The 25,140-nt window shown below is 38.9% G+C and carries 27 protein-coding genes; 2 read left to right on the forward strand and 25 right to left on the reverse strand.

Annotated elements, in window-relative coordinates; all coding sequences use genetic code 11:
- Positions 1-33: 33 nt before the first annotated feature.
- On the forward strand, positions 34-2,787 hold the full coding sequence (locus ACQKIH_RS02255) for a DEAD/DEAH box helicase (protein ID WP_427763212.1): 2,754 nt from the start codon (positions 34-36) through the stop codon (positions 2,785-2,787).
- A gap of 267 nt (positions 2,788-3,054) precedes the next feature.
- On the opposite strand, the gene ACQKIH_RS02260 is transcribed toward ACQKIH_RS02255, so the two are convergent.
- Complete coding sequence (locus ACQKIH_RS02260; RefSeq protein WP_427763213.1) at positions 3,055-3,489, reverse strand: single-stranded DNA-binding protein; 435 nt, start codon at positions 3,487-3,489, stop codon at positions 3,055-3,057.
- Between the two features lie 258 nt (positions 3,490-3,747).
- Here ACQKIH_RS02260 and ACQKIH_RS02265 point away from each other — a divergent pair, with 258 nt between their 5' ends.
- Positions 3,748-4,215 (forward strand): YwpF family protein, encoded by a 468-nt coding sequence (locus ACQKIH_RS02265; RefSeq protein ID WP_427763214.1) that lies wholly within the window; start codon positions 3,748-3,750, stop codon positions 4,213-4,215.
- Between the two features lie 76 nt (positions 4,216-4,291).
- Here ACQKIH_RS02265 and ACQKIH_RS02270 read toward each other — a convergent pair whose 3' ends face one another.
- The 24 genes from ACQKIH_RS02270 to glyA all read right to left on the reverse strand — a co-directional run bounded on the left by ACQKIH_RS02270 (position 4,292) and on the right by glyA (position 25,128).
- The gene (locus ACQKIH_RS02270) at positions 4,292-4,639 is read right to left on the reverse strand and encodes a hypothetical protein (protein ID WP_057986787.1); all 348 of its coding nucleotides are present in this window, start codon (positions 4,637-4,639) and stop codon (positions 4,292-4,294) included.
- Positions 4,640-4,740: 101 nt separating this feature from the next.
- On the reverse strand, positions 4,741-5,124 hold the full coding sequence (locus ACQKIH_RS02275; RefSeq protein WP_427763216.1) for a hypothetical protein: 384 nt from the start codon (positions 5,122-5,124) through the stop codon (positions 4,741-4,743).
- A gap of 111 nt (positions 5,125-5,235) precedes the next feature.
- Complete coding sequence (gene fabZ / locus ACQKIH_RS02280; protein ID WP_427763217.1) at positions 5,236-5,673, reverse strand: 3-hydroxyacyl-ACP dehydratase FabZ; 438 nt, start codon at positions 5,671-5,673, stop codon at positions 5,236-5,238.
- Positions 5,674-5,819: 146 nt separating this feature from the next.
- The gene (locus ACQKIH_RS02285) at positions 5,820-6,107 is read right to left on the reverse strand and encodes a DNA-directed RNA polymerase subunit beta (protein WP_057986781.1); all 288 of its coding nucleotides are present in this window, start codon (positions 6,105-6,107) and stop codon (positions 5,820-5,822) included.
- Between the two features lie 26 nt (positions 6,108-6,133).
- A complete protein-coding gene (locus tag ACQKIH_RS02290; RefSeq protein ID WP_427763219.1) occupies positions 6,134-6,973 on the reverse strand; it encodes a flagellar hook-basal body protein in 840 nt (279 codons plus the stop codon).
- 169 nt (positions 6,974-7,142) lie between these two features.
- Complete coding sequence (locus ACQKIH_RS02295; protein ID WP_427763220.1) at positions 7,143-7,982, reverse strand: flagellar hook-basal body protein; 840 nt, start codon at positions 7,980-7,982, stop codon at positions 7,143-7,145.
- A 77-nt stretch (positions 7,983-8,059) separates the two neighbouring features.
- Complete coding sequence (gene mreB / locus ACQKIH_RS02300) at positions 8,060-9,058, reverse strand: rod shape-determining protein (RefSeq protein WP_427763221.1); 999 nt, start codon at positions 9,056-9,058, stop codon at positions 8,060-8,062.
- A 202-nt stretch (positions 9,059-9,260) separates the two neighbouring features.
- On the reverse strand, positions 9,261-9,527 hold the full coding sequence (locus ACQKIH_RS02305; protein WP_057986824.1) for a sporulation transcriptional regulator SpoIIID: 267 nt from the start codon (positions 9,525-9,527) through the stop codon (positions 9,261-9,263).
- A 338-nt stretch (positions 9,528-9,865) separates the two neighbouring features.
- Positions 9,866-10,513, reverse strand: coding sequence for a peptidoglycan DD-metalloendopeptidase family protein (locus ACQKIH_RS02310; protein ID WP_057986773.1), 648 nt, complete (start codon positions 10,511-10,513; stop codon positions 9,866-9,868).
- A 254-nt stretch (positions 10,514-10,767) separates the two neighbouring features.
- Positions 10,768-11,682: a stage II sporulation protein D gene (gene spoIID / locus ACQKIH_RS02315; RefSeq protein ID WP_427763222.1), complete on the reverse strand. Its 915-nt coding sequence runs from the start codon at positions 11,680-11,682 to the stop codon at positions 10,768-10,770.
- 266 nt (positions 11,683-11,948) lie between these two features.
- The gene (gene murA, locus ACQKIH_RS02320; RefSeq protein WP_427763223.1) at positions 11,949-13,262 is read right to left on the reverse strand and encodes a UDP-N-acetylglucosamine 1-carboxyvinyltransferase; all 1,314 of its coding nucleotides are present in this window, start codon (positions 13,260-13,262) and stop codon (positions 11,949-11,951) included.
- Positions 13,263-13,804: 542 nt separating this feature from the next.
- Complete coding sequence (locus ACQKIH_RS02325; protein WP_057986767.1) at positions 13,805-14,050, reverse strand: DUF1146 family protein; 246 nt, start codon at positions 14,048-14,050, stop codon at positions 13,805-13,807.
- Positions 14,051-14,160: 110 nt separating this feature from the next.
- Entirely contained in the window at positions 14,161-14,568 is a 408-nt protein-coding gene (locus tag ACQKIH_RS02330; RefSeq protein WP_057986764.1) for a F0F1 ATP synthase subunit epsilon, read from the reverse strand.
- A gap of 24 nt (positions 14,569-14,592) precedes the next feature.
- Complete coding sequence (gene atpD, locus ACQKIH_RS02335; RefSeq protein ID WP_057986761.1) at positions 14,593-16,008, reverse strand: F0F1 ATP synthase subunit beta; 1,416 nt, start codon at positions 16,006-16,008, stop codon at positions 14,593-14,595.
- 51 nt (positions 16,009-16,059) lie between these two features.
- The gene (atpG, locus tag ACQKIH_RS02340; protein WP_057986759.1) at positions 16,060-16,917 is read right to left on the reverse strand and encodes an ATP synthase F1 subunit gamma; all 858 of its coding nucleotides are present in this window, start codon (positions 16,915-16,917) and stop codon (positions 16,060-16,062) included.
- Positions 16,918-17,022: 105 nt separating this feature from the next.
- Positions 17,023-18,531, reverse strand: coding sequence for a F0F1 ATP synthase subunit alpha (gene atpA, locus ACQKIH_RS02345; protein WP_057986757.1), 1,509 nt, complete (start codon positions 18,529-18,531; stop codon positions 17,023-17,025).
- A gap of 28 nt (positions 18,532-18,559) precedes the next feature.
- A complete protein-coding gene (locus ACQKIH_RS02350) occupies positions 18,560-19,096 on the reverse strand; it encodes a F0F1 ATP synthase subunit delta (RefSeq protein ID WP_427763224.1) in 537 nt (178 codons plus the stop codon).
- Entirely contained in the window at positions 19,093-19,614 is a 522-nt protein-coding gene (gene atpF / locus ACQKIH_RS02355) for a F0F1 ATP synthase subunit B (RefSeq protein WP_057986750.1), read from the reverse strand. The genes ACQKIH_RS02350 and atpF overlap by 4 nt, the downstream gene beginning before the upstream one ends.
- Before the next feature lie 165 nt (positions 19,615-19,779).
- Positions 19,780-20,004: a F0F1 ATP synthase subunit C gene (atpE, locus tag ACQKIH_RS02360; RefSeq protein WP_057986749.1), complete on the reverse strand. Its 225-nt coding sequence runs from the start codon at positions 20,002-20,004 to the stop codon at positions 19,780-19,782.
- A gap of 78 nt (positions 20,005-20,082) precedes the next feature.
- The gene (atpB, locus tag ACQKIH_RS02365) at positions 20,083-20,808 is read right to left on the reverse strand and encodes a F0F1 ATP synthase subunit A (RefSeq protein WP_427763226.1); all 726 of its coding nucleotides are present in this window, start codon (positions 20,806-20,808) and stop codon (positions 20,083-20,085) included.
- Positions 20,809-20,838: 30 nt separating this feature from the next.
- Entirely contained in the window at positions 20,839-21,210 is a 372-nt protein-coding gene (locus ACQKIH_RS02370; RefSeq protein ID WP_057986745.1) for an ATP synthase subunit I, read from the reverse strand.
- 614 nt (positions 21,211-21,824) lie between these two features.
- The gene (wecB, locus tag ACQKIH_RS02375; RefSeq protein WP_427763227.1) at positions 21,825-22,937 is read right to left on the reverse strand and encodes a non-hydrolyzing UDP-N-acetylglucosamine 2-epimerase; all 1,113 of its coding nucleotides are present in this window, start codon (positions 22,935-22,937) and stop codon (positions 21,825-21,827) included.
- A gap of 99 nt (positions 22,938-23,036) precedes the next feature.
- A complete protein-coding gene (gene upp, locus ACQKIH_RS02380; RefSeq protein WP_057986742.1) occupies positions 23,037-23,666 on the reverse strand; it encodes a uracil phosphoribosyltransferase in 630 nt (209 codons plus the stop codon).
- Positions 23,667-23,883: 217 nt separating this feature from the next.
- Entirely contained in the window at positions 23,884-25,128 is a 1,245-nt protein-coding gene (gene glyA, locus ACQKIH_RS02385) for a serine hydroxymethyltransferase (RefSeq protein WP_057986739.1), read from the reverse strand.
- Positions 25,129-25,140 lie beyond the last annotated feature (12 nt).

Here is a 25,140-nt window from a genome sequence, read left to right on the forward strand (position 1 = left end):
CGGAGGTGAAATTGCGTTTTCACGCAGTATATTATGCACTTTTTATTCAATACGAAATCACCCTTTTTAAAGGTATTCCACTTCACAATCTCGCAGGTGCGACCAGGCTATTATTCAATTACTGCCTATAATGAAGCGGGTTTAATTTTGCCGACTGCCAATTGGGTGCCAACACTCTACTTCAATTACGAGTCGCAATATTATGGTGTGGGTACTTCACTTCAAGAGCGGGATTTACTGCTCTCTGCTGCTGAGTTACTCGATGTTTTTTCACCCCAGTATAAGCATCCCTTCATTGATGTGGAAGCGGGCGATGAAGAAACCATGACACTCTTTCAAAGCCTTCGTGATACGTTACCACTTTGGAGTTCCACATCTTTATGGGAACGCGCGGCAGTGACTGAGGACGGGTTTACATTTTCAAACGAGCTGATTCAAAATGCCGTGGAACAAAAACTAGCTGCTGCCGGTATGACAAAGGAGGATGCGGTATCGCTCATTCCTTTCTTTCAAAATGGTGGTTGGCCGATTCAAAGCTCTCGTTCGTTGGATGGGGTGAAAATATCGCTCCGTTTAAGTGAACCCGAAGAAAATGCAGAAAATTGGTTACTTGAAACGATTCTAACCGGTACTGGATCTGTAAAGCATTGGACACCTGCTGTACGGAAGCTATCATCACCTATTTCACTGACACTCCCTAAAAAGTGGCTTCACCTTGCACCACAGATTGAAGAAATGCAAAAGCAAATAATGGAATTAATTCAATTAAATGCTCCAGATTCACATTTTATTCATCTGGAGCTCTCAGATATAGAAGTGCGCGATTTTTTACGCAAAGATTTAGCAAAATTACAGGCGATGGGCTTTGATGTCATTTTACCTGCCTGGTTAAAAGAACTAAAACAATCGAAAATGCGTGTACGTGTGAGCGCCAACAATCAATCGACTCGTTCTGTTGCAGGTCTGGACGATATTTTAACATTCAAATGGCAATTTTCAATGAATGGTGAGGATATTTCAGCGGAGCAATTCCGTAAGCTTGTTGATGAAAAACGAGAATTTGTACGCATTGGGACGGAATGGTTCCGTATGGATGCCCAGTGGCTAAATGAGATGCGCGCTTTAATGGAACAGGCCGACGAAGAAAACTGGACTGTGCGTGATTTATTATTCCGTGAGCTACCTGAAACACTTGCTGCCCCTCTTGAAGAAGACGATCTAGATGATGCCGAGCGCGATGATCCGATGTTTGCGTTTGAAATGCAACAGTCGCTCCAGCACTATATTGGGCAACTTCAAAACAAAAAGGGTCTCCCTACTGTGCCAGTACCGACGATGCTTCATGCCGAGCTGCGACCTTATCAAAAAGAGGGCTTTGAATGGCTCATTTTCATGCGCGAGCAGCGATTTGGCGCTTGCCTTGCCGATGATATGGGGCTTGGAAAAACGATTCAATTGATTACGTATTTGCTATATACGATTGAAACATTGCAAGAAGATAAGCCTTCCTTAATCATTTGCCCTACTTCTGTATTAGGAAATTGGCAAAAAGAAATTGCACGCTTTGCACCCGATGTAAAAGTCCACACGCACTACGGAAACCGACGTTTAAAAGGCGATGAATTCACAAGTTACTTAGCTGAGGAAAAACCGCAAATTATCCTTTCAACTTACGGTACAGCGACACAAGATGCGGAAGACTTACAAGCGATTGACTTCTCTACTGTCGTATTAGATGAGGCGCAAAACATTAAAAATATGCAAACGATGCAATCTCGGGCAATTCGAAAGCTTCAAGGTATTCATCATATTGCTTTAACAGGAACGCCTGTCGAAAATCGTTTATCCGAGCTTTGGGCTATTTTTGACTTTATTCATAAAGGCTATTTAGGTAGCTTTGGCAAATTTTCTGATCAATTTATTTTACCGATTGAGCGTGACGAATCCGACTCACATAAGCGGGTATTGCGTATGAAAATTCGTCCTTTCTTACTGCGACGTACAAAGCGTGATCCTGAGTTGATGCTGAACTTACCGGAGAAGCAGGAAATGCAAGAGTTTTGTGCATTAACAAGTGAGCAAGCCGCTTTATATGAGGGTTATATTCAAGATACGCTTGCACAGCTTGAACAAATGACTGGTTTTGAGAAAAAGGGACGTATTTTAAAAATGCTCAATAAGTTAAAACAGTTATGTAATCATCCTTCGCTGTATTTAAAGGAGCCCTTTGAGGATGCAAATACGATGCTAAATCGCTCTGTAAAGCTAAAACGCATTATAGAATTAACCGCAGAAATTGTCGATAACGGGGAGCAATGCTTAATTTTTACCCAATATATCGGGATGGGGAATCTTCTGCAGCACTGTTTAGCAGAGCTTTATGATTTGGATGTTCCCTTTTTAACGGGAAGTATGCCAAAACAGCAGCGTGATCGTTTAGTCGATGCATTCCAAGCGGGTGAGTTCCCTATATTCATCCTGTCACTGAAGGCTGGTGGTACGGGGCTAAACTTAACTGCGGCCAATCATGTATTACATGCCGATCGTTGGTGGAATCCGGCGGTAGAAAATCAGGCGACGGACCGCGCATACCGTATCGGCCAAACACGCTTTGTGCAGGTGCATAAATTTATAACGATTGGTACGATAGAAGAAAAAATTGATAAAATGATTGCATTAAAATCAGCGTTGTCTGAGGAATTGATTCAGTCGAGCAAATGGTTAACTGAGCTCGATGATGGAGAATTAGTTGATTTAATGATGCTTGATACGGCAAGCTTAAAATAAGCCGGTGCAATTGAAAAATAACAAGGAGAAGAGTCTACTTATACGCCATGAAGTAGACTCTTTTTTTGCTTACTTCACTACTTTATTCAATTGTGCAAGATAGTTTTTAGTATTCTACGTCATTTATCAAAGTCGGTAAAATAGGAGAATGAATTTTACTACTGCGCGGTCAACAGCAGATTTTAGCGTTCACCTCAAATCTAATTTTTTTCTAATGACTATGGACAACTACTACAGAAAAAGAACACCCCTTTGTTTACCTTGAAATTATACCTGTTCAATGGGTAGGTTTTCTTCATGCTCAGGTAACACAAAATCAGCTGGTATTTCTTGTGTAACATCATGTTGGGTGGACTTCATTGGCATTGTATCCGCTACACTCGGCATTTTTAACACATAAAATCGGACATCCTCAACAGCCGCTTCCATTGTATATACTTTTTGGTTTTCCTGATTCATATAAGTTCTAGATTGGAGCCTGCCATTCACACCAATTAAGGAGCCTTTTCCGCAGTATTTCACAACACGCTCTGCTAGCTTGCCCCATGTAATGCAGCTAACGAAGTCTGCTTCAATATTGCCTTCACTGTTTTTGAAATTACGATTAATCGCTAAAGTAAAATTTGTGTACATTCGATTTTCCGATAATTGTCGAAGCACGGGATCTTTTGTTACTCTACCAACCAGTCCGACTTGGTTCACCTAGTAACCTCCTTTCCTCTTTGGATGTTTTTATCTTACTTGATGCTGTCCTTTTCTTGCAAAATACCATATGTGAAATTTCCCATGATTTCCGTTTCGAAATATCATTTTTAGGCAATTTATTAGTAGCTCCTTTTTGCTTAATTTACCGATGAAATCTTGATATGTAGCGATTTTTGAGGACTTTTTCAAATTGTCAATTTCGCATTTTTTTCTATGCTATACTGTTACTAGGAATAATGAAGGGGGAGAACGAGCTTGAAAACCTTTAAAATGCTCTCTTTTGACTTATTTTCTGAAGGTCAAATCAAAAAAATACCTTTAGTTGATGGAATTATTATTAATCAAGAAAATAGTCATCAAATGTGGGTACTCGAACTATTTACATCTTCCGAATACCATGAATTTTTTAATGAGCTACGATGTGCCGATGCGATTTTAGATGCACGCGCCATTATCTCACTACCAGATAATGAACCTGCTCCCTTTTCAGTTGTCGTTCATTCGATTTCTGAAATTGGCGATCAAATCTCTGTCCTGTTAAAAGGACGCTTGAAGGCTCAACGGAAAAAATATGCTGAGTTGCTACTATCACAGCTACTTGAAGGTGGATTGCGCAATGACGAGCTACTTGAAGCATTTGAGCGTGGTATGCGTGAACGTCCATCACTAAAAGAACGCAATGAAAAATTAGAGCAACAAGAAGTAAAAAATAAATCTTTGTAGTGGCATTATATTCAAAACAAAAAACCAATTGGCTCGCGTAAGTTTTACGCAGCCAATTGGTTTTTTACTTTCATGCTTATTCAGCTTTCTTATCTTTACTACTTTCGACGATGCCTTCTTCTTTAACAGATGGGGCACCTGGTGCGATTGTACCATTGTCTACTTCTGGAACAACTGTATCATTATTTATTGTGCCATCATTTACTCGACCAGGTTCATTTGGTAAATCCCCATTATTGTTGATACTTGGATCAACCGCATCCATCGTATCATCAATTGCGTCACGCGTGTCTCGCATCGCGTCATCTACCCCGTTTTCGACATCTCGCATCGGTGTTTCCTCGTTCAGTTTATCATTGTTCGTATTGCATCCTGCTAGTAATGCTAGTGACATTACGGAAACTAAAATCATTGGTTTCCACATAAAAAATCCCTCCTCTCATATGAGCATTGCATGTCAATCACAACTGTGATCGTACATAGATTGCCCGGGAAAGGAAGGTTCTATCCTACATATATTCGATATTATTTTAATTTATCTTTTAAAAGCTGTTCAATATAAGTTGCTTCTGCCTTGCATTCAAATGTATAATTTGTCCCCAATGTTTTTTGAAGCTTTGCAATTTCGGTTTTTTGCTTTGCTGTTGGCGCTTCGTTTAAAATTTTCGTCATCACTTCATCGATTTTTTTAGCAATTTCTTCGTGGAATTCAGTACTTAATAATACTTCTTGTGGCACTTTATCAATCCATGCTGCATTGTCTTTAAAATAACTTTGCCAGCTGACCATAAAGTCTTCCATTGAAAACTTATCTTCTTCCCAAGCTATACTTGCTAAATATGATTCAAAAGATGTAGAAATCGATCGAGTGATACTGATTTTCACACCTGAAGATAGTTGTTTATACATCTATTTAAAAACCTCCTACGTTTAAAGCCAAAGTTCGCTCATTATTTTTCTAAAATAAAGAATATAGTCAACCTATATTCTATAATCTTTACGTTAGAATTGCAAATTTGCCTATTTTGGCTGTTCTGGGCCAATCGCAAATAAAATATCGCACTCACATACAAGTTCGCCATCAACTGTAGCAATACCATGCCCTTTGCCCATTTGACCACGTAGTTTAGTAAATATTACTTCTAACTTTAATTGATCACCTGGTACGACTTGGCGCTTAAAACGGCAATTATCAATTCCTGTTAAAAATACAAGACGCCCTCTGTAAGCCTCTGCTTGCAATAGTGCCACACCACCTACTTGCGCTAATGCTTCGGTAATAAGCACGCCCGGCATAACAGGATATCCAGGAAAATGTCCTTGGAAAAATTCTTCATTCATTGAAACATTTTTAATACCTACTGCGCGTTTGCCTTCTTCTATTTCAAGAATTCGATCAACAAATAAAAATGGATAACGATGTGGTAAGATTGCTTGAATTTGCTCTGCGTTTAACATTTTAATACCCCCATTTGTTTGAACATGATATGAAAAAGTCAGAAAAACACCTCTTGCATATAAATTGTGCAAGAAGTTGTATTTACACTATGTATACACTATATTTTATTATCTTTTGGAGAAAAAAGCGCCTTTTCAAAAGACGCTTAGTTTTCCTTGCCTTGCATAATGTCTAATAGATGCTGCCAAGTACTCCATTTTAGAGCACCGCCTACTTCTCCATCCCCGATAAAACTATATCCAATTGTGAGTCCCAATACGGCTACACCGACAAATAATGCGGTTACAATAATGATGCGTAGCCAAATTGGAATAAGACGTAGCTGGACCCAGCGAATCGGTTGTTCCGATTGTGGTTCTTCCGTTCTTCTACGCCTTCTCTTCCTAGGTGTAGCGTCTGGTTGCTGTGTTCGTCTTTCTAACTCATTTGTCATAAACTTTACTCCCTTAAAGGTGACGATTAACGAATCCCGGTAATTAGTCCAAGCATTTGATCGGCAATTGTTACCGCGCGTGTATTGAACTGATAAGAGCGTTGTGCTTGAATTAAGCTCGTCATCTCTTTTGATACATCGACGTTAGACGCTTCAAGTGCACCTTTTTGAATGCCGACTTGACGGTTTGCCCCTTGTAAATTTGTAACGATGTTTTCTTCAGTATACCCTAATTCCGCTAAATTATTAGGGAAACCGATATATGTGCCACCTTGAATTTGCTCCATTACTTGTGGCTTTTGAAGTGTTGAAATACCTAATTGGAATGTTTGTGCTGGACCGTTTGCATAATTTACAACTAAACTGCCATCCGCATTCATCGTAAATTGCTTCACGTCATCTGGAAACGTAATCGGCTGTCCATCTGAATCTGCTACTGCATGTCCATCACTATTTACAAGTGACACGATGCCTGGTTCCGTTGGTGTTACGTAAAAACTACCATTACGTGTATACACCGTTTGTTGTGCACCCGTTTCATCTTGCATCAAAATATTAAAATATTGATTTTTCCCAGTAAGGACAAAATCCAAGTCGCGCTCAGTCATTTGAATTGCACCTTGTGTTTGATTGGCTTGAATTTGACCAATTTGTGCACCGACACCATAGCGAATGCCAACTGGTGATTGGCGTAATGTTTTATCAAACTTGTCATTATCGAATTGTTGATATAACATTTCTGTAAAATTCGCTTGTTGTGCTTTATAGCCATGCGTATTACTGTTGGCGATATTTGAACTAATTGTATCAAGCTGATGCTGTATTTGTGACAATGTATTTGTCGCAGTAACCATTGTACGTAACATGCTTAAGTCTCCTCTACGCGATAAAATTTGCTGTTATGTTTTTGGCAATTAAGCATAAAGTATAATTGCGTCTGAAATTGGCTTAGTATGTTGATTGTCCTCGTAGTAACAGTAGACGAGGTATTCCTAGCCAAAGTTTCACTACTTTTGCGATTTCATCCGTCAAAGGTTATACTCGTCCAATTTCATTAACGGCTTTGTCCATACTTTTATCGTAAGCTTGTAGTACTTTTTGGTTTGCCTCGAATGCTCGATATGATGTAAGAAGATCTGTCATCGCTTTTGCAGAATCGACATTTGATCCCTCTAAATATTGATGCTGCATCCCAAAAGTAACGCCTGCTTGTCCATAGGCAGATGGTAAGTTTACATTATCCATTGTATTGTAAAGACCGTTATCACGCTTTATTAATAAATCTGGATTTGCAGCAAATGAAACACCTAACGTGCCTACTTGTACGCCATTTTCATCAAAAATTGCACCTTCAGGACTAATTTGAATTAAGTCATTTGCAAATTGAAGACGTTCTCCATTTTCATCTAACACAAAAAGCCCATTTGGATTAACTAGATTACCTTCTCCGTCTAATGTAAAGTTACCGTTACGCGTATAAGATTCTGTACCATCTTCGCCTTCTAAACGGAAGAAAATAGCGCCTGCATTCCCTGATTCGGCATCTGTTGGCAATGTTTTGTTAATCAATGCTACATCTGTTGTCAAACCTGTTGAATAAATTTGTCCTTGCGTATGATTCGCTAATGTTTCTTGTAAATAAACACCCGCATTAAGCGTACCAACTGGATCTAGACCTTTTAATGTAAAGCCCTTTTCTGTTGGAATTGTTGTAGAGTTCACAGCTGACATAAGCATATCTGGAAACGAACGAATCGTCGTCTGATCGGATTTGAAACCTGGTGTATTAGCATTTGCCATGTTATTTGTTAAAATTTCTGTTTTACGTTGTTGAGCAATCATACCTGATGCAACTGTATAAAATCCTTTAAACATTGAATTCACCTCTAAATATATTTTATTCGTATATTATCGGCAATAATTTAAGAAATGTTAGAAATCGCGTTCGTTTGTTATTTACTAGAGCCTACTGCACGGTCAATATTGTCTAACATAATGCCTGTCCCAATCGCTACGCAGTCTATTGGATTTTCAGCGACAAATACTGGTACTTTTAATTCGCTCACTAATAACTGATCCATCCCATGTAACAATGCGCCACCGCCTGTAATAATAACACCACGGTCAATAATATCCGCTGATAACTCTGGCGGTGTTTTTTCTAATACATTTTTGGCAGACTGCACAATCATGCTCACCGATTCACGCAATGCTTGTTCAATCTCGTCGGAGTGAATTTCAATCGTACGAGGTAGTCCTGTGACCATATCACGCCCACGAATATCCATTGAATCATTACGCCCACCACGAGCAACTGTACCTATCGTCATTTTGATTGCTTCTGATGTGCGTTCACCAATCAATAACTTGTATTCTTTCTTTATGTATTGCAAGATGTCATTATCAAATACATCACCTGCGATTTTAATCGATTCGCTCGTTACGATATCACCCATTGATAAAACAGCGATATCTGTTGTACCACCACCGATATCTACTACCATGTTACCACTTGGTTGGAAGATGTCCATACCGGCACCGATTGCCGCTACTTTTGGCTCTTCTTCTAAGTATACCTTTTTGCCACCCGCTTTTTCAGCAGCCTCACGAATTGCCTTTTGCTCTACACTTGTAATATTAGTTGGGCAACAAATTAATATGCGTGGCTTTGATAAAAAACCTTTTACATCTAATTTATTTATAAAATGCTTTAACATCGCTTCTGTTATATCAAAATCAGCAATTACGCCATCCTTTAATGGACGAATTGCACTAATATTCCCTGGTGTACGTCCCACCATCTGACGCGCTTCTTCCCCTACTGCAAGAACTTTACCTGTATTTTTATCAATCGCCACAACGGACGGCTCATTTAAAACAATCCCTTTCCCCTTCACATGGATTATTACATTCGCCGTCCCTAAATCGATCCCAATATCTTTTGAAAACATGGCTATTTTAGCTCCTTCCCACCGATTCCAATCTATACGTATCTATTATATCTTTATCTTGATTATTTTATCATATTAAATAGTGAATTACATCTTATTTTATGGGAAGGATTCCCCTTTAATAGGTAAATTAATGGGAATTTTGCTTTTTCGACTTTTCTCTTTAAAGTCGAAAAAGCATTTAGAATCTAATCGAGATCGTCTAAATGCTTTTTTCATATTGTTTGCTTTCCCATTTTTTGCGTGTCGCTTCACCTCCGCGCAAGTGACGTATTGATTTATTGTACGCCAATACTTGCTGTACCTGGTGTGCGAGTGGTTCATTTATTTGTTTGAGTCTTTCTGTCAAATCCTTGTGTACAGTACTTTTTGAAAACCCAGTCATTTTTGCAAGGGCACGTACAGTTTCCCCCGTCTCAATCAACAGCTCTCCCAGTCGAACGCAGCGATGCCGAATATGTTCGTGCACGTTCTCTCCCTCTCTATCGAATATAAAAAGAGCCAACTTCATATTGTGTTCAGACCTTTTTCTAGTTGTTTTTACACCCTTTTACATTTCAACATAGGTTTTGAAATGCCTCTTTTGCAAAGTACAGGGCTTTGGTGATAAGGTCTTCTCTTATAAAGTGAGCGCTAGCAAATATGGTCATTTCTTACAACTAAGTGTAAAAGATGCTTATTGCTTCACCTTATGTTTTGTTGGCTCTCAATATTCGGATAAATCAGGAAAAAATCTGTGACATCCGCCGGGGCTTAATTCGATTCAGCAGGGTTTGAATCCCCGTTGAATCAAGTTAAATCGTCAACTTAGAATGATAAAAATTTACGTGGATCCACGAGCACACCTTGATCTAATACTTCAAAATGTAAATGCACACCAACACTTGGATTCCATTCATTCGCCTGCGATGTTGCAATTTGTTCACCTTGCGTTACTTTATCGCCCGGTTTTACTAAAATATCTGCCACAGAGCTATAACGCGTTTGCTTACCATCTGCATGATTCATAATAATGGTATTCCCTGTAAAGTCGTCAATCTTCACTTCTACAACTTCCCCACTCATGGCAGCTACAACTTCAAACGGTTCACTATTAATCGCAATCGAAACACCTGTTGACGCTGTGAATACTTGATTGAATACAAGCAATGCGTTTTCACGTGTTGCTGCATCTGCATTCACATCATAAAAATTTTGAAGAATCGCTACTTCATTCACAAATTCTTCCTTAAACGGATACTTCAACGTTTCTTCACGTGCAGCCGTCTCTACTAACCCTGGCTCTGGTAGCATTGCTTCTTCCACTAATGCCTTTTCCTGTTGACTCTCATAGAGTTGGTTAAATCCAAAAATTACTGCAACAATCATTAATGCCATTCCACCATAGATAGCTGGCCAAAACCACTTCTGTTGCATAAGTGGTTTTTGAGAAGGCTTTTGTTTATCTTCTCTCATCATCATCACCTCTAATGGAAGTGTAGACCGATTTTTGAGAATTTAAACATACTTATTCATTGTGATACATCATTATTTTTTATCTCATACATAGACGTGTAGACCCCCTACTGAATCAATTACGCCTCGGCGTAATTGCGTCCAGATTTTTTTCGAGCTTGCTCGAAAAAAATCTGTGACATCCGCCGGAGGCTTTAATTTGCTTCAGCTGGGGTTTGCCCCCCTGCTGAAGCAAATTAAATCAGGAGAGAACACTATTGTTTCCCTACTTCTTTGCAATAATTCGCTTCTTCAATTTTTGCTCCTGGATAATAATTGTTCAAAATTGCTTCCACAGTCGTACCATTTTTCGCCATCGCATTAGCACCGTGCTGGCTCATTCCTACTCCATGACCATATCCTCGCGTTGTAATTTCGAGCCCTTTTGCCGACCATTTCACTGTGAAGTCCGTAGATTTTAATTGAAGCAACTCTCGAAATTCTCTACCAGACCAAACGACTTTACCTACCGTCACTTGCTCGATGCGATTCGTATTATTTCTAGCAAGACTCATGTTGCCGTAAGCAGTGGCACTTAGCTGTTGTTTCAGTTTTTCATTGAGCTGGGTAAAGGTAAAGTTGACCGTTTCGCTTAATATCTCTTCTATCGATGAAACCGCTTGTAAATAAGGAATATCATGTCCACTATAATTTTTTGCTGATTCTGTTTGTTTGCTAGAAGATGCATGAAACATTGCGGTAATTAATTCGCCATCATAGGTCAATACTTGATCTCCCGTTGCTTCTATTGCTTGCTCAATCTTATTTTCGTACGTGGAAAATACTGCTTGCCATTTTTCCTTTCGTTTTTCTTCTGATTGAAATACTTGATGAGCTGTTGTTGCTTGAATTTCCTTTTTACCATATTCTGTTTTCTTTAATGCATACGTCCTAGCAGCAATTGCTTGCGCTTTTAATGCCTCTTCATGAAAACTTGCCGGCATCTCCCCTGCTAACACGCCAACTAAATATTCATTGAGCGCGATTTCTTTATCATTCACTTTCACATAAATTTCGCATTGTTTTTCTGGTGCTGCTGGTGTTTCTAGCGTTGGTGATGTGCTTTTAAGACCTTTCACAAAATACAATGGAATGCAAAACAATAAGATAATGATTAGCAATTTTTTCATAGCTCAATATATGTTCACTAGAGAAAATCATTCATTTAAATTTAACTTTTATGAGATTTGAGAGAACAAAAAAAGAAACTAGTATTTTTACACACTAGTTTCTTCTTAATCAATTTCGCCTTGGCGTAATTGCGTCTAGATTTTGAAATGTGCCTGGACCTAAATCTTATAGGGCAAGGCACATTTCATTCTGCTCAAAATCTGTGACATCCGCCGGAGGCAACTTCCTATAGTGAGTGTTTGAACACTCACTATAGGAAGTTACGTTATGCATTTACGATGTTTGATTCTGCTGCTAACTCATTTATATTTTCATCCGTTTGTACACGCTCTATATTAGCTCCTAATGCCGCTAATTTCTTATGGAAGTCAACATAGCCACGGTCCAAATGATGTAGCTTAGTCACGCGCGTAATGCCCTTAGAAACTAAGCCAGTCAGTATAAGTGAAGCGGCTGCGCGTAAATCGGTTGCACTTACTTCTGCACCTTGTAGTTCCTTTTCACCTTCAATGAAAACAGAACGTCCTTCGATTTTCGCTTCAGCATTCATGCGACGGAATTCCTCAACATGCATGAAACGATTTTCGAATACCGTTTCTGTAATGATACTTGTGCCCTTTGCTGTTAGCATTAACGCCATTAGCTGTGACTGCATATCTGTTGGGAATCCTGGATGCGGCATCGTTTTAATATCCACCGCTTTAATCGGGTCTTTTGCACGGACGCGTAAACCTTCGCCCTCTTCAATAATTTCGACACCCATTTCACGCATTTTCGCAATTAATGCGACCATATGCTCTGGAACAGCATTTTCTATGAATATATCACCGCGTGTAATTGCAGCGGCTACCATAAATGTCCCCGCCTCAATACGGTCTGGGATAATCGCATGCTCGCAACCTTTTAATTCTTTAACGCCTTCAATGCGAATTGTATCTGTACCGGCGCCAATTACACGGCCACCCATACCATTAATAAAATTCGCTAAATCTACAATTTCCGGTTCTTTTGCTGCGTTTTCGATAACTGTTATGCCTTCTGCAAGTGCTGCTGCTGTCATAATATTTTCTGTTGCACCAACGCTAGGGAAATCCAAGTAAATTTTAGCACCCTTTAATTTGTCCTCGACCTTTGCTTCTACATAGCCGTGACCAAAAGAAATAGTAGCACCCATTGCTTCAAAGCCTTTTAAATGCAGTTCAATTGGACGTGAACCGATTGCACAGCCGCCTGGTAAAGCGACACGTGCAAAACCATTGCGTGCAAGTAAAGAACCCATTACTAAAATTGATGCGCGCATTTTACTGACAAATTCAAATTGTGCTTCACTTGAAAGATCTGTGGAAGCATCAATGATCATTTCATTTTGTGCTACATTATATTCTACTGTTGCATTTACGCTTTTTAATACTTCACTGATTGTACTTACATCAGCTAAGTTCGGAACATCTGTAATTCTATTTTTATCTTTAGAAGCTAAAAGAGATGCAGCCAGGATAGGTAATACAGCATTTTTCGCGCCTTCAACTCGCACTGTCCCCTTTAATGTTTGGCCCCCTGTAACAATAATTCTCTCCACAATTCGTCCCTCCGAATTCAATTCTTAAAAAATAATAAGCTCGCAATTTATATTAATTATGCCTCGACATAATTACGTCCAGATTTTTTCGAACGTGCTCGAAAAACTCCTCTAAAAATCTGTGACATCCGCCGGGGCTTTAACTTGATTCAGCCCTGGATTAACCCTTCTCGAATAAAGGGCATACTTGGTATTCTAGCCCCACTTGTAGCAGTAGGAAACTTTTGCTGAAGCAAGTTAAAATTCATTTGACTTCTATTTTACACACAAAGAATATGTTACAACTATTAACGCCTTTATTCAAGCGCCCAAATCACTATTTTAAGCTAAAATTAAGATATTTGCTATCTTTTATAGTACGCATCTTAAGTAAATATGGTGAATATACATAAATCCTCCTATTTGAAGCATTCTCAACCATCTACACGGATTCGGTAAATCTTTTAACAGTCGTTATTTCCTAGGAAATTTTTATACCTTGTAGCGAAAAATAATCGGTTATTCTTCGTTACAAGGTATAAATTAGTGAACCACTTTCCAATTCAATTAAAAATATAAGTAATTTTTTGAGACCAACTTGTAAAATTAATGAAAAAATCTGCCACTGTTGATCCGATTGTAATACTCATGACAATATAAAAAAGTTGAATTTGAAAAGTTTTCCCTTTTTTAAATAATTGCTCAATCCGAATTCCTTGTAATGCATAAAAGGAAATACCTATGAATACAATATATGCGGTTACACTCACTAATGCTTGTTGACCTGCCTGCATATAAAGATTTTCCATGTATTTCACATCCTCTTCTATAAAATAAATTCCTTTAACGAGAATATTTAAGGGTATTGCTTTTCTATTCACAAAAAAGCGGACAGATTTCTCTGCCCACTTTAATATTATTAGATGTTACCCTGATGAACGTTGATACGATTCAACGCACGTTTTAATGATAATTCTGCACGTTTGAAATCAATGTTGTCTTTTTGTTTTTGAACGCGTTCCTCAGCACGAGCTAAAGCAGCTTTGGCACGAGCTAGATCAATTGTTGAAGCCACTTCAGCTGAAGGTGCTAAAATTGAAATTTTGTCAGGACGTACTTCAATAAAACCACCGCTAACAGCAGCTAGTTCAGTAGAACCATCTGCCTTTTTTAACTTTACAGCGCCGATTGCTAAAGGAGCAACCGTTGGAATGTGTCCAGCAAGAACACCAATTTCGCCTGAAGTTGTTTTAGCGATTACCATTGATACTTCTGAATCGTATACTGGGCCGTCGGGAGTGACAATGTTGACTGTTACTGTCTTCATATTTTTTCCTCCTCGCCGTTTTTATTAAACTTCAACGCCCATATCTTTAGCTTTTTGTAACACTTCTTCAATGCCACCAACTAAACGGAATGCATCTTCTGGTAAATGGTCATACTTGCCTTCAAGGATTTCCTTGAATGAGCTTACAGTATTTTTAACTGGTACGTATGAACCTTTTTGACCTGTAAATTGCTCCGCTACGTGGAAGTTTTGAGATAGGAAGAATTGAATACGACGAGCACGGTCTACTGTTTGCTTATCTTCATCAGATAACTCATCCATACCTAAAATCGCAATGATATCTTGTAATTCACGGTAACGTTGGATTGTACGTTGAACTTTTGTTGCTACTTCGTAATGCTCTGGGCCTACGATTTCTGGTGATAAAGCACGAGAAGTCGAAGCTAATGGGTCAACCGCTGGGTAGATACCCATCTCAGATAATTTACGCTCAAGGTTTGTTGTTGCATCTAAGTGGGCGAAAGTTGTAGCCGGAGCCGGGTCAGTATAGTCATCGGCTGGTACATAGATCGCTTGGATAGAAGTTACAGAACCTTTTGTAGTAGATGTAATACGTTCTTGTAATTTACCCATTTCAGTAGCAAGTGTTGGTTGGTAACCTACCGCAGAAGGCATACGACCTAATAGCGCTGATACTTCAGAACCTGCTTGAGTGAAACGGAAAATGTTATCGATGAATAATAGTACGTCTGCACCATCTTCATCACGGAAGTATTCTGCCATTGTTAAACCAGTTAAAGCTACACGCATACGTGCGCCTGGTGGCTCGTTCATTTGACCGAATACCATCGCTGTTTGTTTGATAACGCCTGAATCAGTCATCTCGAAGAATAAGTCATTACCTTCACGAGTACGCTCACCTACACCTGCGAATACAGAGATACCTGAGTGTTCTTGTGCGATATTGTTGATTAATTCTTGGATTAATACTGTTTTACCTACGCCGGCACCACCGAATAGACCGATTTTACCACCTTTGATGTAAGGTGCTAATAAGTCTACTACTTTGATACCTGTTTCAAGGATTTCAACAGTAGTTGATAATTCAGCAAAAGTTGGCGCTTCACGGTGAATTGAATCACGACGAACGTCAGCTGGAATTTCTTCACCTAAGTCAATTACTTCACCAAGTACGTTGAATACACGACCTAATGTTGCTTGACCTACTGGTACTGAAATTGGTTTTCCTGAGTCTGTTACTTCTGCTCCACGTTGTAAGCCATCAGTAGATGACATAGCAATTGTACGAACAGCATCGTCACCTAGGTGTAACGCAACTTCTAATGCAAGAGTTGTTGCCGCTTCGCCTGGACGTTCGATTGTAACTGTTAATGAGTTATTAATTTCTGGTAATTGGCCATTAGAGAACTTAACGTCTACTACTGGACCCATTACTTGAAGAACGTGTCCTTTGTTCATTACTGTGTACCCTCCTATCGTATTCTTATACGAAGTTGGTGTGAGCTGATCCTATTCTAAGGCTGCAGCTCCACCAACGATTTCTGTAATTTCTTGTGTAATCGCCGCTTGACGCGCACGGTTATATTGCAATGATAATTCCGAAATACGGTCATTCGCATTATCTGTTGCATTTTTCATAGCTGTCATACGCGCTGAATGTTCACTTGCTTTTCCGTCTAATAATGCCCCATAAATTAGGCTTTCCGCATACTGTGGAAGTAATACTTCTAGAATTGCTTCACCAGAAGGCTCGAATTCATAAGAAGCTGTACCTGCAGCAGGTGCAATATCAGTTAAAGGAAGAACTTTTTTTGCAGTCACTTCGTTAGCAATTGCGCTGACAAAGTGATTGTAATACATATGAAGTTCATCATAAGTACCATCAATGAACATACCAACAGCATTACGGGCGATTTCTTTAATATCAGCAAAAGTTGGTTGGTCTGGTAGAGCAACCACATCTGCGATAACGTTATGATCACGTTTTACAAAGTAATCACGAACAACACGACCAACTGCTAAAATAACGTATTCGTCTTTAGACTTATGACGTTGATTAATTGTACTTTGAACTTCTCGAAGGATACTTGAGTTGTAAGCACCTGCAAGTCCACGGTCCGAACCAATAACTAAGTAAGCTGTCTTCTTAACAGGACGAGAAGTTAACATTGGATGTCCACTGTCTTTCGTACCTGATGCGATTGCGCCAACTACTTCTTGGATTTTTTCCATGTAAGGTACATATGACTTAGCATTTTGCTCTGCACGACGTAACTTTGAAGAAGAAACCATCTGCATCGCTTTCGTAATTTGTTTCGTTGACTTTGTCGAATTTATACGACCTTTGATTTCGCGTAAGTTTACCACTGGTATTTCACCACCTTATGTTTTTTATCAAGTGCTACTGTTTATTCATTTAAGCAAGGACTACTAGCTAAATCAATGAACTAGTAGCTTGCTTTTAAATGAGGCTTACTCAGATTTTGCGAAAGTTTTTTTGAACTCAGTAAGAGCTGCTACGTACTCTGCGTCTGGAGCAAGTTCTTTTGTAGTACGAACATGATCTAAAACGTTAGTGTGGTTTGATTCTAACCAGCTTAAGAAATCACGCTCAAAACGAACGATGTCTTGTACTGGAATATCATCTAAGTGACCTTTAGTTAATGCATAAAGGATCGCAACTTGTTTTTCAACTTTAAGTGGTTTGTTTAAGTCTTGTTTTAAAACCTCAACAGTACGTTTACCGCGCTCTAATTTAGCTAAAGTAATTTTATCTAAGTCAGAACCGAATTGAGCGAATGACTCTAATTCACGGAACGCAGCTAAGTCAAGACGTAATGTACCAGCTACTTTTTTCATCGCTTTGATTTGAGCAGAACCACCTACACGTGATACTGATAAACCAGCGTTGATTGCTGGACGTACACCAGAGTTGAATAAGTCTGATTGTAAGAAAATTTGTCCATCAGTAATAGAGATAACGTTTGTTGGAATGTAAGCTGCGATATCGCCTGCTTGTGTTTCAACGAACGGTAACGCTGTGATAGAACCGTTTTTGTAAGTTTCATTTAACTTCGCTGCACGCTCTAATAAACGTGAGTGTAAGTAGAATACGTCACCAGGGTAAGCTTCACGACCTGGAGGACGACGTAATAATAATGAAAGTTCACGGTAAGCTGATGCTTGTTTAGATAAGTCATCATACACGATTAAAACGTGTTTACCTTGTAACATGAACTCTTCAGCCATTGATACACCTGCAAAAGGAGCAAGGTATAATAATGGAGCTGGTTGAGAAGCAGATGCTGTAACTACGATTGTGTAGTCTAATGCACCGTTTTTACGGAAAGTTTCAACTACACCACGTACAGTTGATTCTTTTTGACCGATTGCAACGTAGATACAAATCATGTTTTCACCTTGTTGGTTCAAGATTGTATCGATTGCAACAGAAGTTTTACCTACTTGACGGTCACCGATGATTAACTCACGTTGACCACGGCCGATTGGAACTAAAGCATCAATTGCTTTAATACCTGTTTGTAATGGTTCATGTACTGATTTACGAGCCATTACACCGAAAGCTGGACTTTCGATTGGACGAGAATTTGTTGTGTTGATTGGACCTAAACCGTCAACTGGTTGACCAAGTGGGTTTACAACACGACCAATTAGTTCTTCACCAACTGGTACTTGCATAATACGACCTGTACGACGAACTTCATCGCCTTCTTTAATGTCTGCGAATGGCCCTAGAATAACGATACCTACGTTACCTTCTTCTAAGTTTTGTGCCATACCCATAACACCGTTTGAGAACTCTAAAAGCTCTCCAGCCATGGCGTTGTCGAGGCCATGAGCACGAGCGATACCGTCACCAACTGTGATTACAGTACCAACTTCGCTTACTTTAAGCTCAGATTCGTAATTTTCGATCTGTTTTTTAATCAGACTGCTGATTTCTTCAGCTTTGATGCCCATGTATGTTCACCTCTCACATTTCTTAAAATTAGCCCACTAAAATACGTTTTAAACCCTCTAACTTAGATGTTAAAGTGCTGTCGTAAATATAGTTGCCGATTTGAACTCGTACACCACCAATTAGAGATGGGTCGATTTCGTTTGTAATATTTAGTTTCTCTTTGTTCACTAATTTGCCGAATGCTGCAGAAATTTCTGCGCGCTCCGTATCAGTTAATGCACGTGTCGAGAATACTTTAGCATCAGCTGCGCCTTGCGCTTCAGCCGCTAAAAATTGGAATGCTTCTGCTACATTTGTTGCTTCATCAATACGTTTTTTGTCGATTAAAACAGAAATCATATTAATAATAGCTGGTTGTGCACCAGATAAAAGTTCTGCAACAAGTTCCTTTTTGCGAGTAGCTGAGATTTTAGGAGCTTTTAATAATAGAACGAATTCTGCATCCGTTTTAATTACTTTTACAAGTTCCTTTAAATCTGAGCTTACTTCTGCAACAGTATTTTGCTGTGCAGCTAATTCAAATAAAGCTTGAGCATAACGCTTCGCTATAGTCGATTGACTCATTTCGCTTCGCCTGCCTTCGCAATTGTTTCTTTAATTAATGCGCTGTTGTCCTCTTCTGAAATTTCTTTTCCAAGAACTTTAGACGCAGCAAGTACTGATAGTGAAACTACTTCTTCACGTACAGCAGCGATTGCTTTTTCTTTTTCTGCTTCGATATCACGTACAGCAGCTTCTTTTAAACGGTTTGCTTCAGCGCGTGCAGTCGTTACGATTTCTTCGCGTGTTGCTTCGCCTTGCTTTTTAGCACCTTCAATGATTGATTGTGCTTCCGTACGAGCTTCTTTAAGAAGACTCTTTTGTTGTTCTAATAGTGCTTGCGTTTCTTTTTTAGCTTTTTCAGCTGCATCAATTCCTGTTGCAACTAATTCTTCACGTTCTTGCATGATTCCCATTAAAGGACCCCAAGCGAACTTTTTAAGAAGCATCATTAAACCTAAGAAAATAACTAGTGTTGCTACAACGTCACCTAAGTTAAGACCAGTAGCACCTGCACCTAGTACAAGATAATCTAAAAACACGATTGTTTCACTCCCTTCAAGAGCTTTGAGTTCATAAATCTATATTGTATACATCTTTAATTTCGAGTTGAAAACTATAAAAAAAGGAAATTCCTCATTTTATACAAAAGGAATGGCGAAGGGTTGTCTCAATAACTCTGCTTCGCCACTTATAATCTGTAAAGACTATTTGTTCATTACGATGAACGCGATTACTACTGCGATGATCGGTAATGCTTCTACTAATGCAACCCCGATGAACATTACAGTTTGAAGTGCGCCACGTGCTTCTGGTTGACGAGCGATACCTTCTACTGTTTTTGAAACGATTAATCCGTTACCAATACCTGCACCTAGTGCTGCGAAACCAATTGCGATTGCTGCTGCTAATAAACCTATTGAACCTGTCATTTTAAATATCCTCCTTGGATTATGTGTTTTTTTTTGTGGTTCAAATCGCCGCACTACTTTGAATGCGGAAATTTATAATTAATGGTCTGTACTCACTTTGTGAGCCATGTATACCATCGTTAACATAGTGAAAATGAAAGCTTGGATAAACCCGATGAAAATCGAGAATCCTTGCCATGCCATCATCGGTATAATTGCACCGACAAAGCCTACCGCACCTGATACGGCTAAACCTGTGATAAGACCGATTAAAATCTCACCCGCATAAATGTTACCGTAAAGACGTAGACCGAGTGTAAGCGTATTTGCAAACTCCTCAATAATCTTTAATGGGAACATGAATGACATTGGTTGGAAGAATGTTTTAGCATAACCACCTGTACCTTGCATTTTCACACCATAGTACTGAGTTAAAACTAAAATCATTACTGCTAATGTCATCGTAACGACTGGGTCAGCTGTTGGTGATTTCCACCATAAGTCTGTCCCGTATGAAATCGCACCTAATGGTAAACCAATCAAGTTCGAAACGGCAATGAACATAATAAGTGTAATACCTAGAATGTGGAAGCGACCACCTGTTTTCCAGTCCATGTTACTTTTAATGATGCCCTTCACGAAATCCATTATCCATTCCATGACGTTTTGCATACCAGTAGGTTTTAACGCAAGTTTACGTGTTGAGATAAACGCGATTAAAAATACAATAGTAGCAGATATTAAAAGCATCATTACTGTAGATAAATTGAACGTAAGTGTCATAAAGCCTAAATCCAAATGGGCCTCTGGAGCTGTATGATTCATTTCTGCATTCACCTCTCTTTCAAATGCACATTAATGGTTTCTTATATGATGTACAATTCTTTCTATTACTAAAAAGATGTACGGAATCATCAGACCAATGACCGTGCTTATTAAGTGGAAATATTGTGGCAACGATATTGCGATTGCGACTGCGGCTACACCTGATCCGAAGCGGAATGCTGTACCAATAGATGCTACTTTTGTCCCTTCACTAATGGAACGGTCAAATTTTTCCATACGTCGAACTAATATCCAAAAGTTATACGTACCAAAGAACGCACCCAAGGCTATACCAGCAAATATTGATTCATATGGTGAAAATACCCAGCCTAAAGCACAAAGCGCAAGCAAAAAAAGAAATGCCTTTTTCTGCAAGGCAAAAACGTGATGCAAATCTAGCATTGGCAATTAATCTCCTGAAACTTTTTTCGAGTAATGAAAGTGTCCATCGACCATTAAGTGAGTTTAAATCGTAGTGAATGTACTACCAAAATTAGAGGCCGTTACAAGTACTAAATAATTTTAACTATCTGATTGAACGATAGTTACGATTCATTTCATACTTCTAAATGTCTCACAATTTCAGAGGACTTTAATCCAGACGCATAAAACGTTGTAAATCGACAAGCTGTAAAATCAACTGTCAATCTAGTAGAAACTTGATATAACAAGTGTTTCAGCGCCCTTAGACTTGATGAAACCCTTATCATTCTTACCCTTTGTAAGCATACAATAGGGGGTTTTTGATGTCAATTAGTAATGGTGAAAAACTTAACACTGTTACATACCTTGTCAAATTGTTGACAAATTTGTGTATGAATATACACAAATTCCTTTCTTACTTTTTCATCACCGTATAAATTCGCTAGTTTATGCATTTTTTTTGTTTACATTGTTCATTTCAATGCAAATATTTTTTTTTGCTAAATATAGCGAATTTTCCGGTTGACTTTTTAAGAAAAGTAATTTTTAGTAGCATTTTTACTTTTTACCATTATTTCACTCTTGAATTTTGACTATTTCATAAATTCTAGTAATGCTTTTATGATTCGCTCTGATGCAAATCCGTCTCCATATGGATTGGAAGCGTGTGCCATTGCCTCGTAAGCTTCTTTATCCGTTAATAATTCTTTCGCCATTGTGTAAATGACTTCTTCATCTGTACCTGCTAACTTTAATGTTCCAGCTGCAATTCCTTCTGGACGCTCAGTTGTATCGCGTAATACTAATACAGGCTTGCCTAATGACGGCGCTTCTTCTTGTACGCCACCTGAATCCGTTAAAATCATATAACAACGCGCTGCAAAGTTATGGAAGTCGAATACTTCAAGTGGTTCGATTAGTTGTACGCGTGGGTTGTCCCCTAAAATTTCATTGGCAACTTCGCGCACAGCTGGATTCATATGCACAGGGTACACAACTTGAATATCATCATGCTCTGCTAATAGGCGCATAATCGCACGGAACATATTGCGCATTGGCTCCCCTAAGTTTTCGCGACGGTGTGCTGTTAGTAAAATCATGCGATCTGTACCGATTTGATCCAATACAGGATGTGTGTAACTTTCCCGAACTGTCGTTTTTAATGCATCAATTGCTGTATTTCCTGTCACATAAATCGCTTCTGCTGGTTTATTTTCTTTTAGTAAATTATCGCGTGATTGCTCTGTTGGTGAAAAGTGTAAATCTGCCATTACACCTGTCAACTGGCGATTCATCTCTTCTGGATATGGAGAATACTTTTGCCCTGTACGTAATCCTGCTTCAACATGACCGATCGCAATTTGATTATAAAAGGCTGCTAAACTTCCTACAAATGTCGTTGCCGTGTCACCATGTACTAATACGATATCCGGTTTTGATTCCTTCATTACTTTATCTAAACCAATTAAAGCATTTGTCGCTACATCTACTAATGTTTGGCGGTCTTTCATAATGTTTAAATCAAAATCCGGTGTAATTTTAAACGTTTCTAACACTTGATCTAACATTTGGCGATGTTGTGCGGTTACCGTTACAATTGATTCAATTCTTTCAGGATGTTTTTGTAATTCCAATACAAGTGGTGCCATTTTAATAGCTTCTGGGCGCGTACCAAAAATAGTCATTACTTTTAATTTTTTTGTCATAATGAGTTCCTCCCTGCAATTAGGTTACATAGTTAAAACGCCCGCAAAAAAGTACGGGCGTTTTCTAATCAATTACGCCGAGACGTAATTGAATTACATTTATTTTGTGCCGAATAGACGGTCTCCAGCGTCACCTAAGCCTGGAACGATATAACCGTGGTCATCTAATTTTTCATCCAAAGCAGCGATGTAAATATCTACATCATTATGTTGCTTTTGAATTTCTTCTACACCTTCTGGAGCTGCGATTAAGCACATGAATTTAATGCTTTTTGCACCGCGTTTTTTTAGTGAATTGATCGCTTCTACTGCTGATCCACCCGTTGCAAGCATTGGGTCTACAATAATAAAGTCACGCTCTTCCACATCTGCCGGTAACTTTGCATAATACTCGATTGGTTTTAATGTTACTGGGTCACGGTAAAGACCGATATGACCAACTTTTGCAGCTGGGATTAATTTTAATACACCATCAACCATACCAATACCTGCGCGTAAGATTGGAACAATGGCCATCTTTTTACCTGATAAAACTTTTGCTTTCGCAGTTGTTACAGGTGTTTCAACATCAATTTCTTCTAATGGTAAATCACGTGTAATTTCGAATGCCATTAATGTTGCTACTTCATCAACTAATTCACGGAATTCTTTTGTACCTGTGTTTTTATCTCGAATGTAAGTTAACTTATGTTGAATTAATGGGTGGTCAAATACGAATACTTTGCTCACTTTGCCATCTCCTAACTGTTTTTAATCTAAATTAGTATAACAGAAAATGACGCGAGCGAAAACTAACACCGTATTGTTTTTAAATTGTTCATTTATTGCGCGAATTCTAATCGATGGATTTACGTTTTTTATCTAATCCTTTAGATTGTCATTTAACCCTATTCTTAGCAAAAAAATTACCTCCCTATCACGAATGACAGGAAGGCTATTGTTTAGATTATGCGTATAATGGGTACTTTGCAGTTAATGCATCGACACGTTTACGCGCTTCTGCTTTTACTGCTTCATCTTCTGGGCTTTTTAGTACTAATGCCATAATTTTACCAATTTCAATCGCATCTTCTTCTGTGAAACCGCGAGAAGTGATTGCTGCTGTACCTACACGAACACCTGAAGTAACGAATGGTTTTTCTGTATCGTAAGGAATCGTGTTTTTATTCGTCGTAATCGCTACTTCATCAAGTACATGCTCAGCTACTTTACCTGTTAAACCTAAAGATTTTACGTTTAATAATAGTAAGTGGTTATCTGTGCCGCCTGATACGATTTCAACGCCTTCATCCATTAAGCTTTGTGCTAATGCTTTTGCGTTTGCTTTTACTTGTTTAGCATACTCTTTGAATTCAGGCTGTAATGCTTCACCGAATGCTACCGCTTTTGCAGCGATTACGTGCATTAATGGACCACCTTGAATACCTGGGAATACAGATTTATTTAATTCTTTTTCCCATTTCGCATCATTTGTTAAGATCATACCACCACGTGGGCCACGTAATGTTTTATGCGTCGTCGTTGTTACGAAATCTGCATATGGGATTGGAGACATATGCTCACCAGTAGCTACTAATCCTGCAATATGCGCCATATCTACCATGAAGTATGCCCCTACTTCATCCGCGATTTCACGGAATTTAGCAAAGTCGATTTCACGTGGGTATGCAGATGCACCCGCAACGATTAATTTTGGTTTAGAAGCTAATGCTTTTTCACGAACATCGTTATAATCGATTGTTTGTGTGTCTTCTGTAACACCATACTCTACGAAATTGTAAAGGATACCAGAGAAGTTTACTGGTGAACCATGTGTTAAGTGACCACCGTGTGAAAGGTTCATCCCTAAAACTGTATCACCTGGTTGTAAAATTGTATGATAAACAGCCATGTTCGCTTGTGCACCTGAGTGAGGTTGTACGTTTACATATGCTGCACCGAATAATTCTTTTGCACGGTCGCGCGCGATATCTTCTACTACGTCAACATGCTCACAGCCACCATAATAGCGTTTGCCTGGGTAGCCTTCTGCATATTTATTTGTTAAATAAGAACCTTGTGCTTCCATTACTGCTTCTGATACGAAGTTTTCTGAAGCGATTAACTCGATGTTTGTATTTTGACGTTTTTTCTCTAAAAGAATCGCGTCTAAAATTGCTTTGTCTTGTACTGCTAATTTTTCAAATGCCATGTGTATAAATCC

This window comes from Solibacillus cecembensis (genome assembly GCF_050272495.1).
GTDB classification, from domain to species: Bacteria; Bacillota; Bacilli; order Bacillales_A; family Planococcaceae; genus Solibacillus; species Solibacillus cecembensis.

Coding starts and splice junctions, on each gene's coding strand:
- atpD (WP_057986761.1), bottom strand. CDS start 16,008: ATGAACAAAGGACACGTTCTTCAAGTAATGGGTCCAGTAGTAGACGTT.
- ACQKIH_RS02370 (WP_057986745.1), bottom strand. CDS start 21,210: ATGCTAGATTTGCATCACGTTTTTGCCTTGCAGAAAAAGGCATTTCTT.
- ACQKIH_RS02270 (WP_057986787.1), bottom strand. CDS start 4,639: ATGTGGAAACCAATGATTTTAGTTTCCGTAATGTCACTAGCATTACTA.
- atpA (WP_057986757.1), bottom strand. CDS start 18,531: ATGGGCATCAAAGCTGAAGAAATCAGCAGTCTGATTAAAAAACAGATC.
- ACQKIH_RS02295 (WP_427763220.1), bottom strand. CDS start 7,982: ATGTTTAAAGGATTTTATACAGTTGCATCAGGTATGATTGCTCAACAA.
- ACQKIH_RS02290 (WP_427763219.1), bottom strand. CDS start 6,973: ATGTTACGTACAATGGTTACTGCGACAAATACATTGTCACAAATACAG.
- ACQKIH_RS02330 (WP_057986764.1), bottom strand. CDS start 14,568: ATGAAGACAGTAACAGTCAACATTGTCACTCCCGACGGCCCAGTATAC.
- ACQKIH_RS02255 (WP_427763212.1), top strand. CDS start 34: ATGCACTTTTTATTCAATACGAAATCACCCTTTTTAAAGGTATTCCAC.
- ACQKIH_RS02325 (WP_057986767.1), bottom strand. CDS start 14,050: ATGGAAAATCTTTATATGCAGGCAGGTCAACAAGCATTAGTGAGTGTA.
- atpE (WP_057986749.1), bottom strand. CDS start 20,004: ATGACAGGTTCAATAGGTTTATTAGCAGCAGCAATCGCAATTGGTTTC.
- ACQKIH_RS02285 (WP_057986781.1), bottom strand. CDS start 6,107: ATGACAAATGAGTTAGAAAGACGAACACAGCAACCAGACGCTACACCT.
- atpB (WP_427763226.1), bottom strand. CDS start 20,808: ATGAATCATACAGCTCCAGAGGCCCATTTGGATTTAGGCTTTATGACA.
- ACQKIH_RS02275 (WP_427763216.1), bottom strand. CDS start 5,124: ATGTATAAACAACTATCTTCAGGTGTGAAAATCAGTATCACTCGATCG.
- wecB (WP_427763227.1), bottom strand. CDS start 22,937: ATGACAAAAAAATTAAAAGTAATGACTATTTTTGGTACGCGCCCAGAA.
- ACQKIH_RS02350 (WP_427763224.1), bottom strand. CDS start 19,096: ATGAGTCAATCGACTATAGCGAAGCGTTATGCTCAAGCTTTATTTGAA.
- fabZ (WP_427763217.1), bottom strand. CDS start 5,673: ATGTTAAACGCAGAGCAAATTCAAGCAATCTTACCACATCGTTATCCA.
- spoIID (WP_427763222.1), bottom strand. CDS start 11,682: ATGAAAAAATTGCTAATCATTATCTTATTGTTTTGCATTCCATTGTAT.
- mreB (WP_427763221.1), bottom strand. CDS start 9,058: ATGTTTTCAAAAGATATTGGGATCGATTTAGGGACGGCGAATGTAATA.
- glyA (WP_057986739.1), bottom strand. CDS start 25,128: ATGGCATTTGAAAAATTAGCAGTACAAGACAAAGCAATTTTAGACGCG.
- ACQKIH_RS02310 (WP_057986773.1), bottom strand. CDS start 10,513: ATGAGAGAAGATAAACAAAAGCCTTCTCAAAAACCACTTATGCAACAG.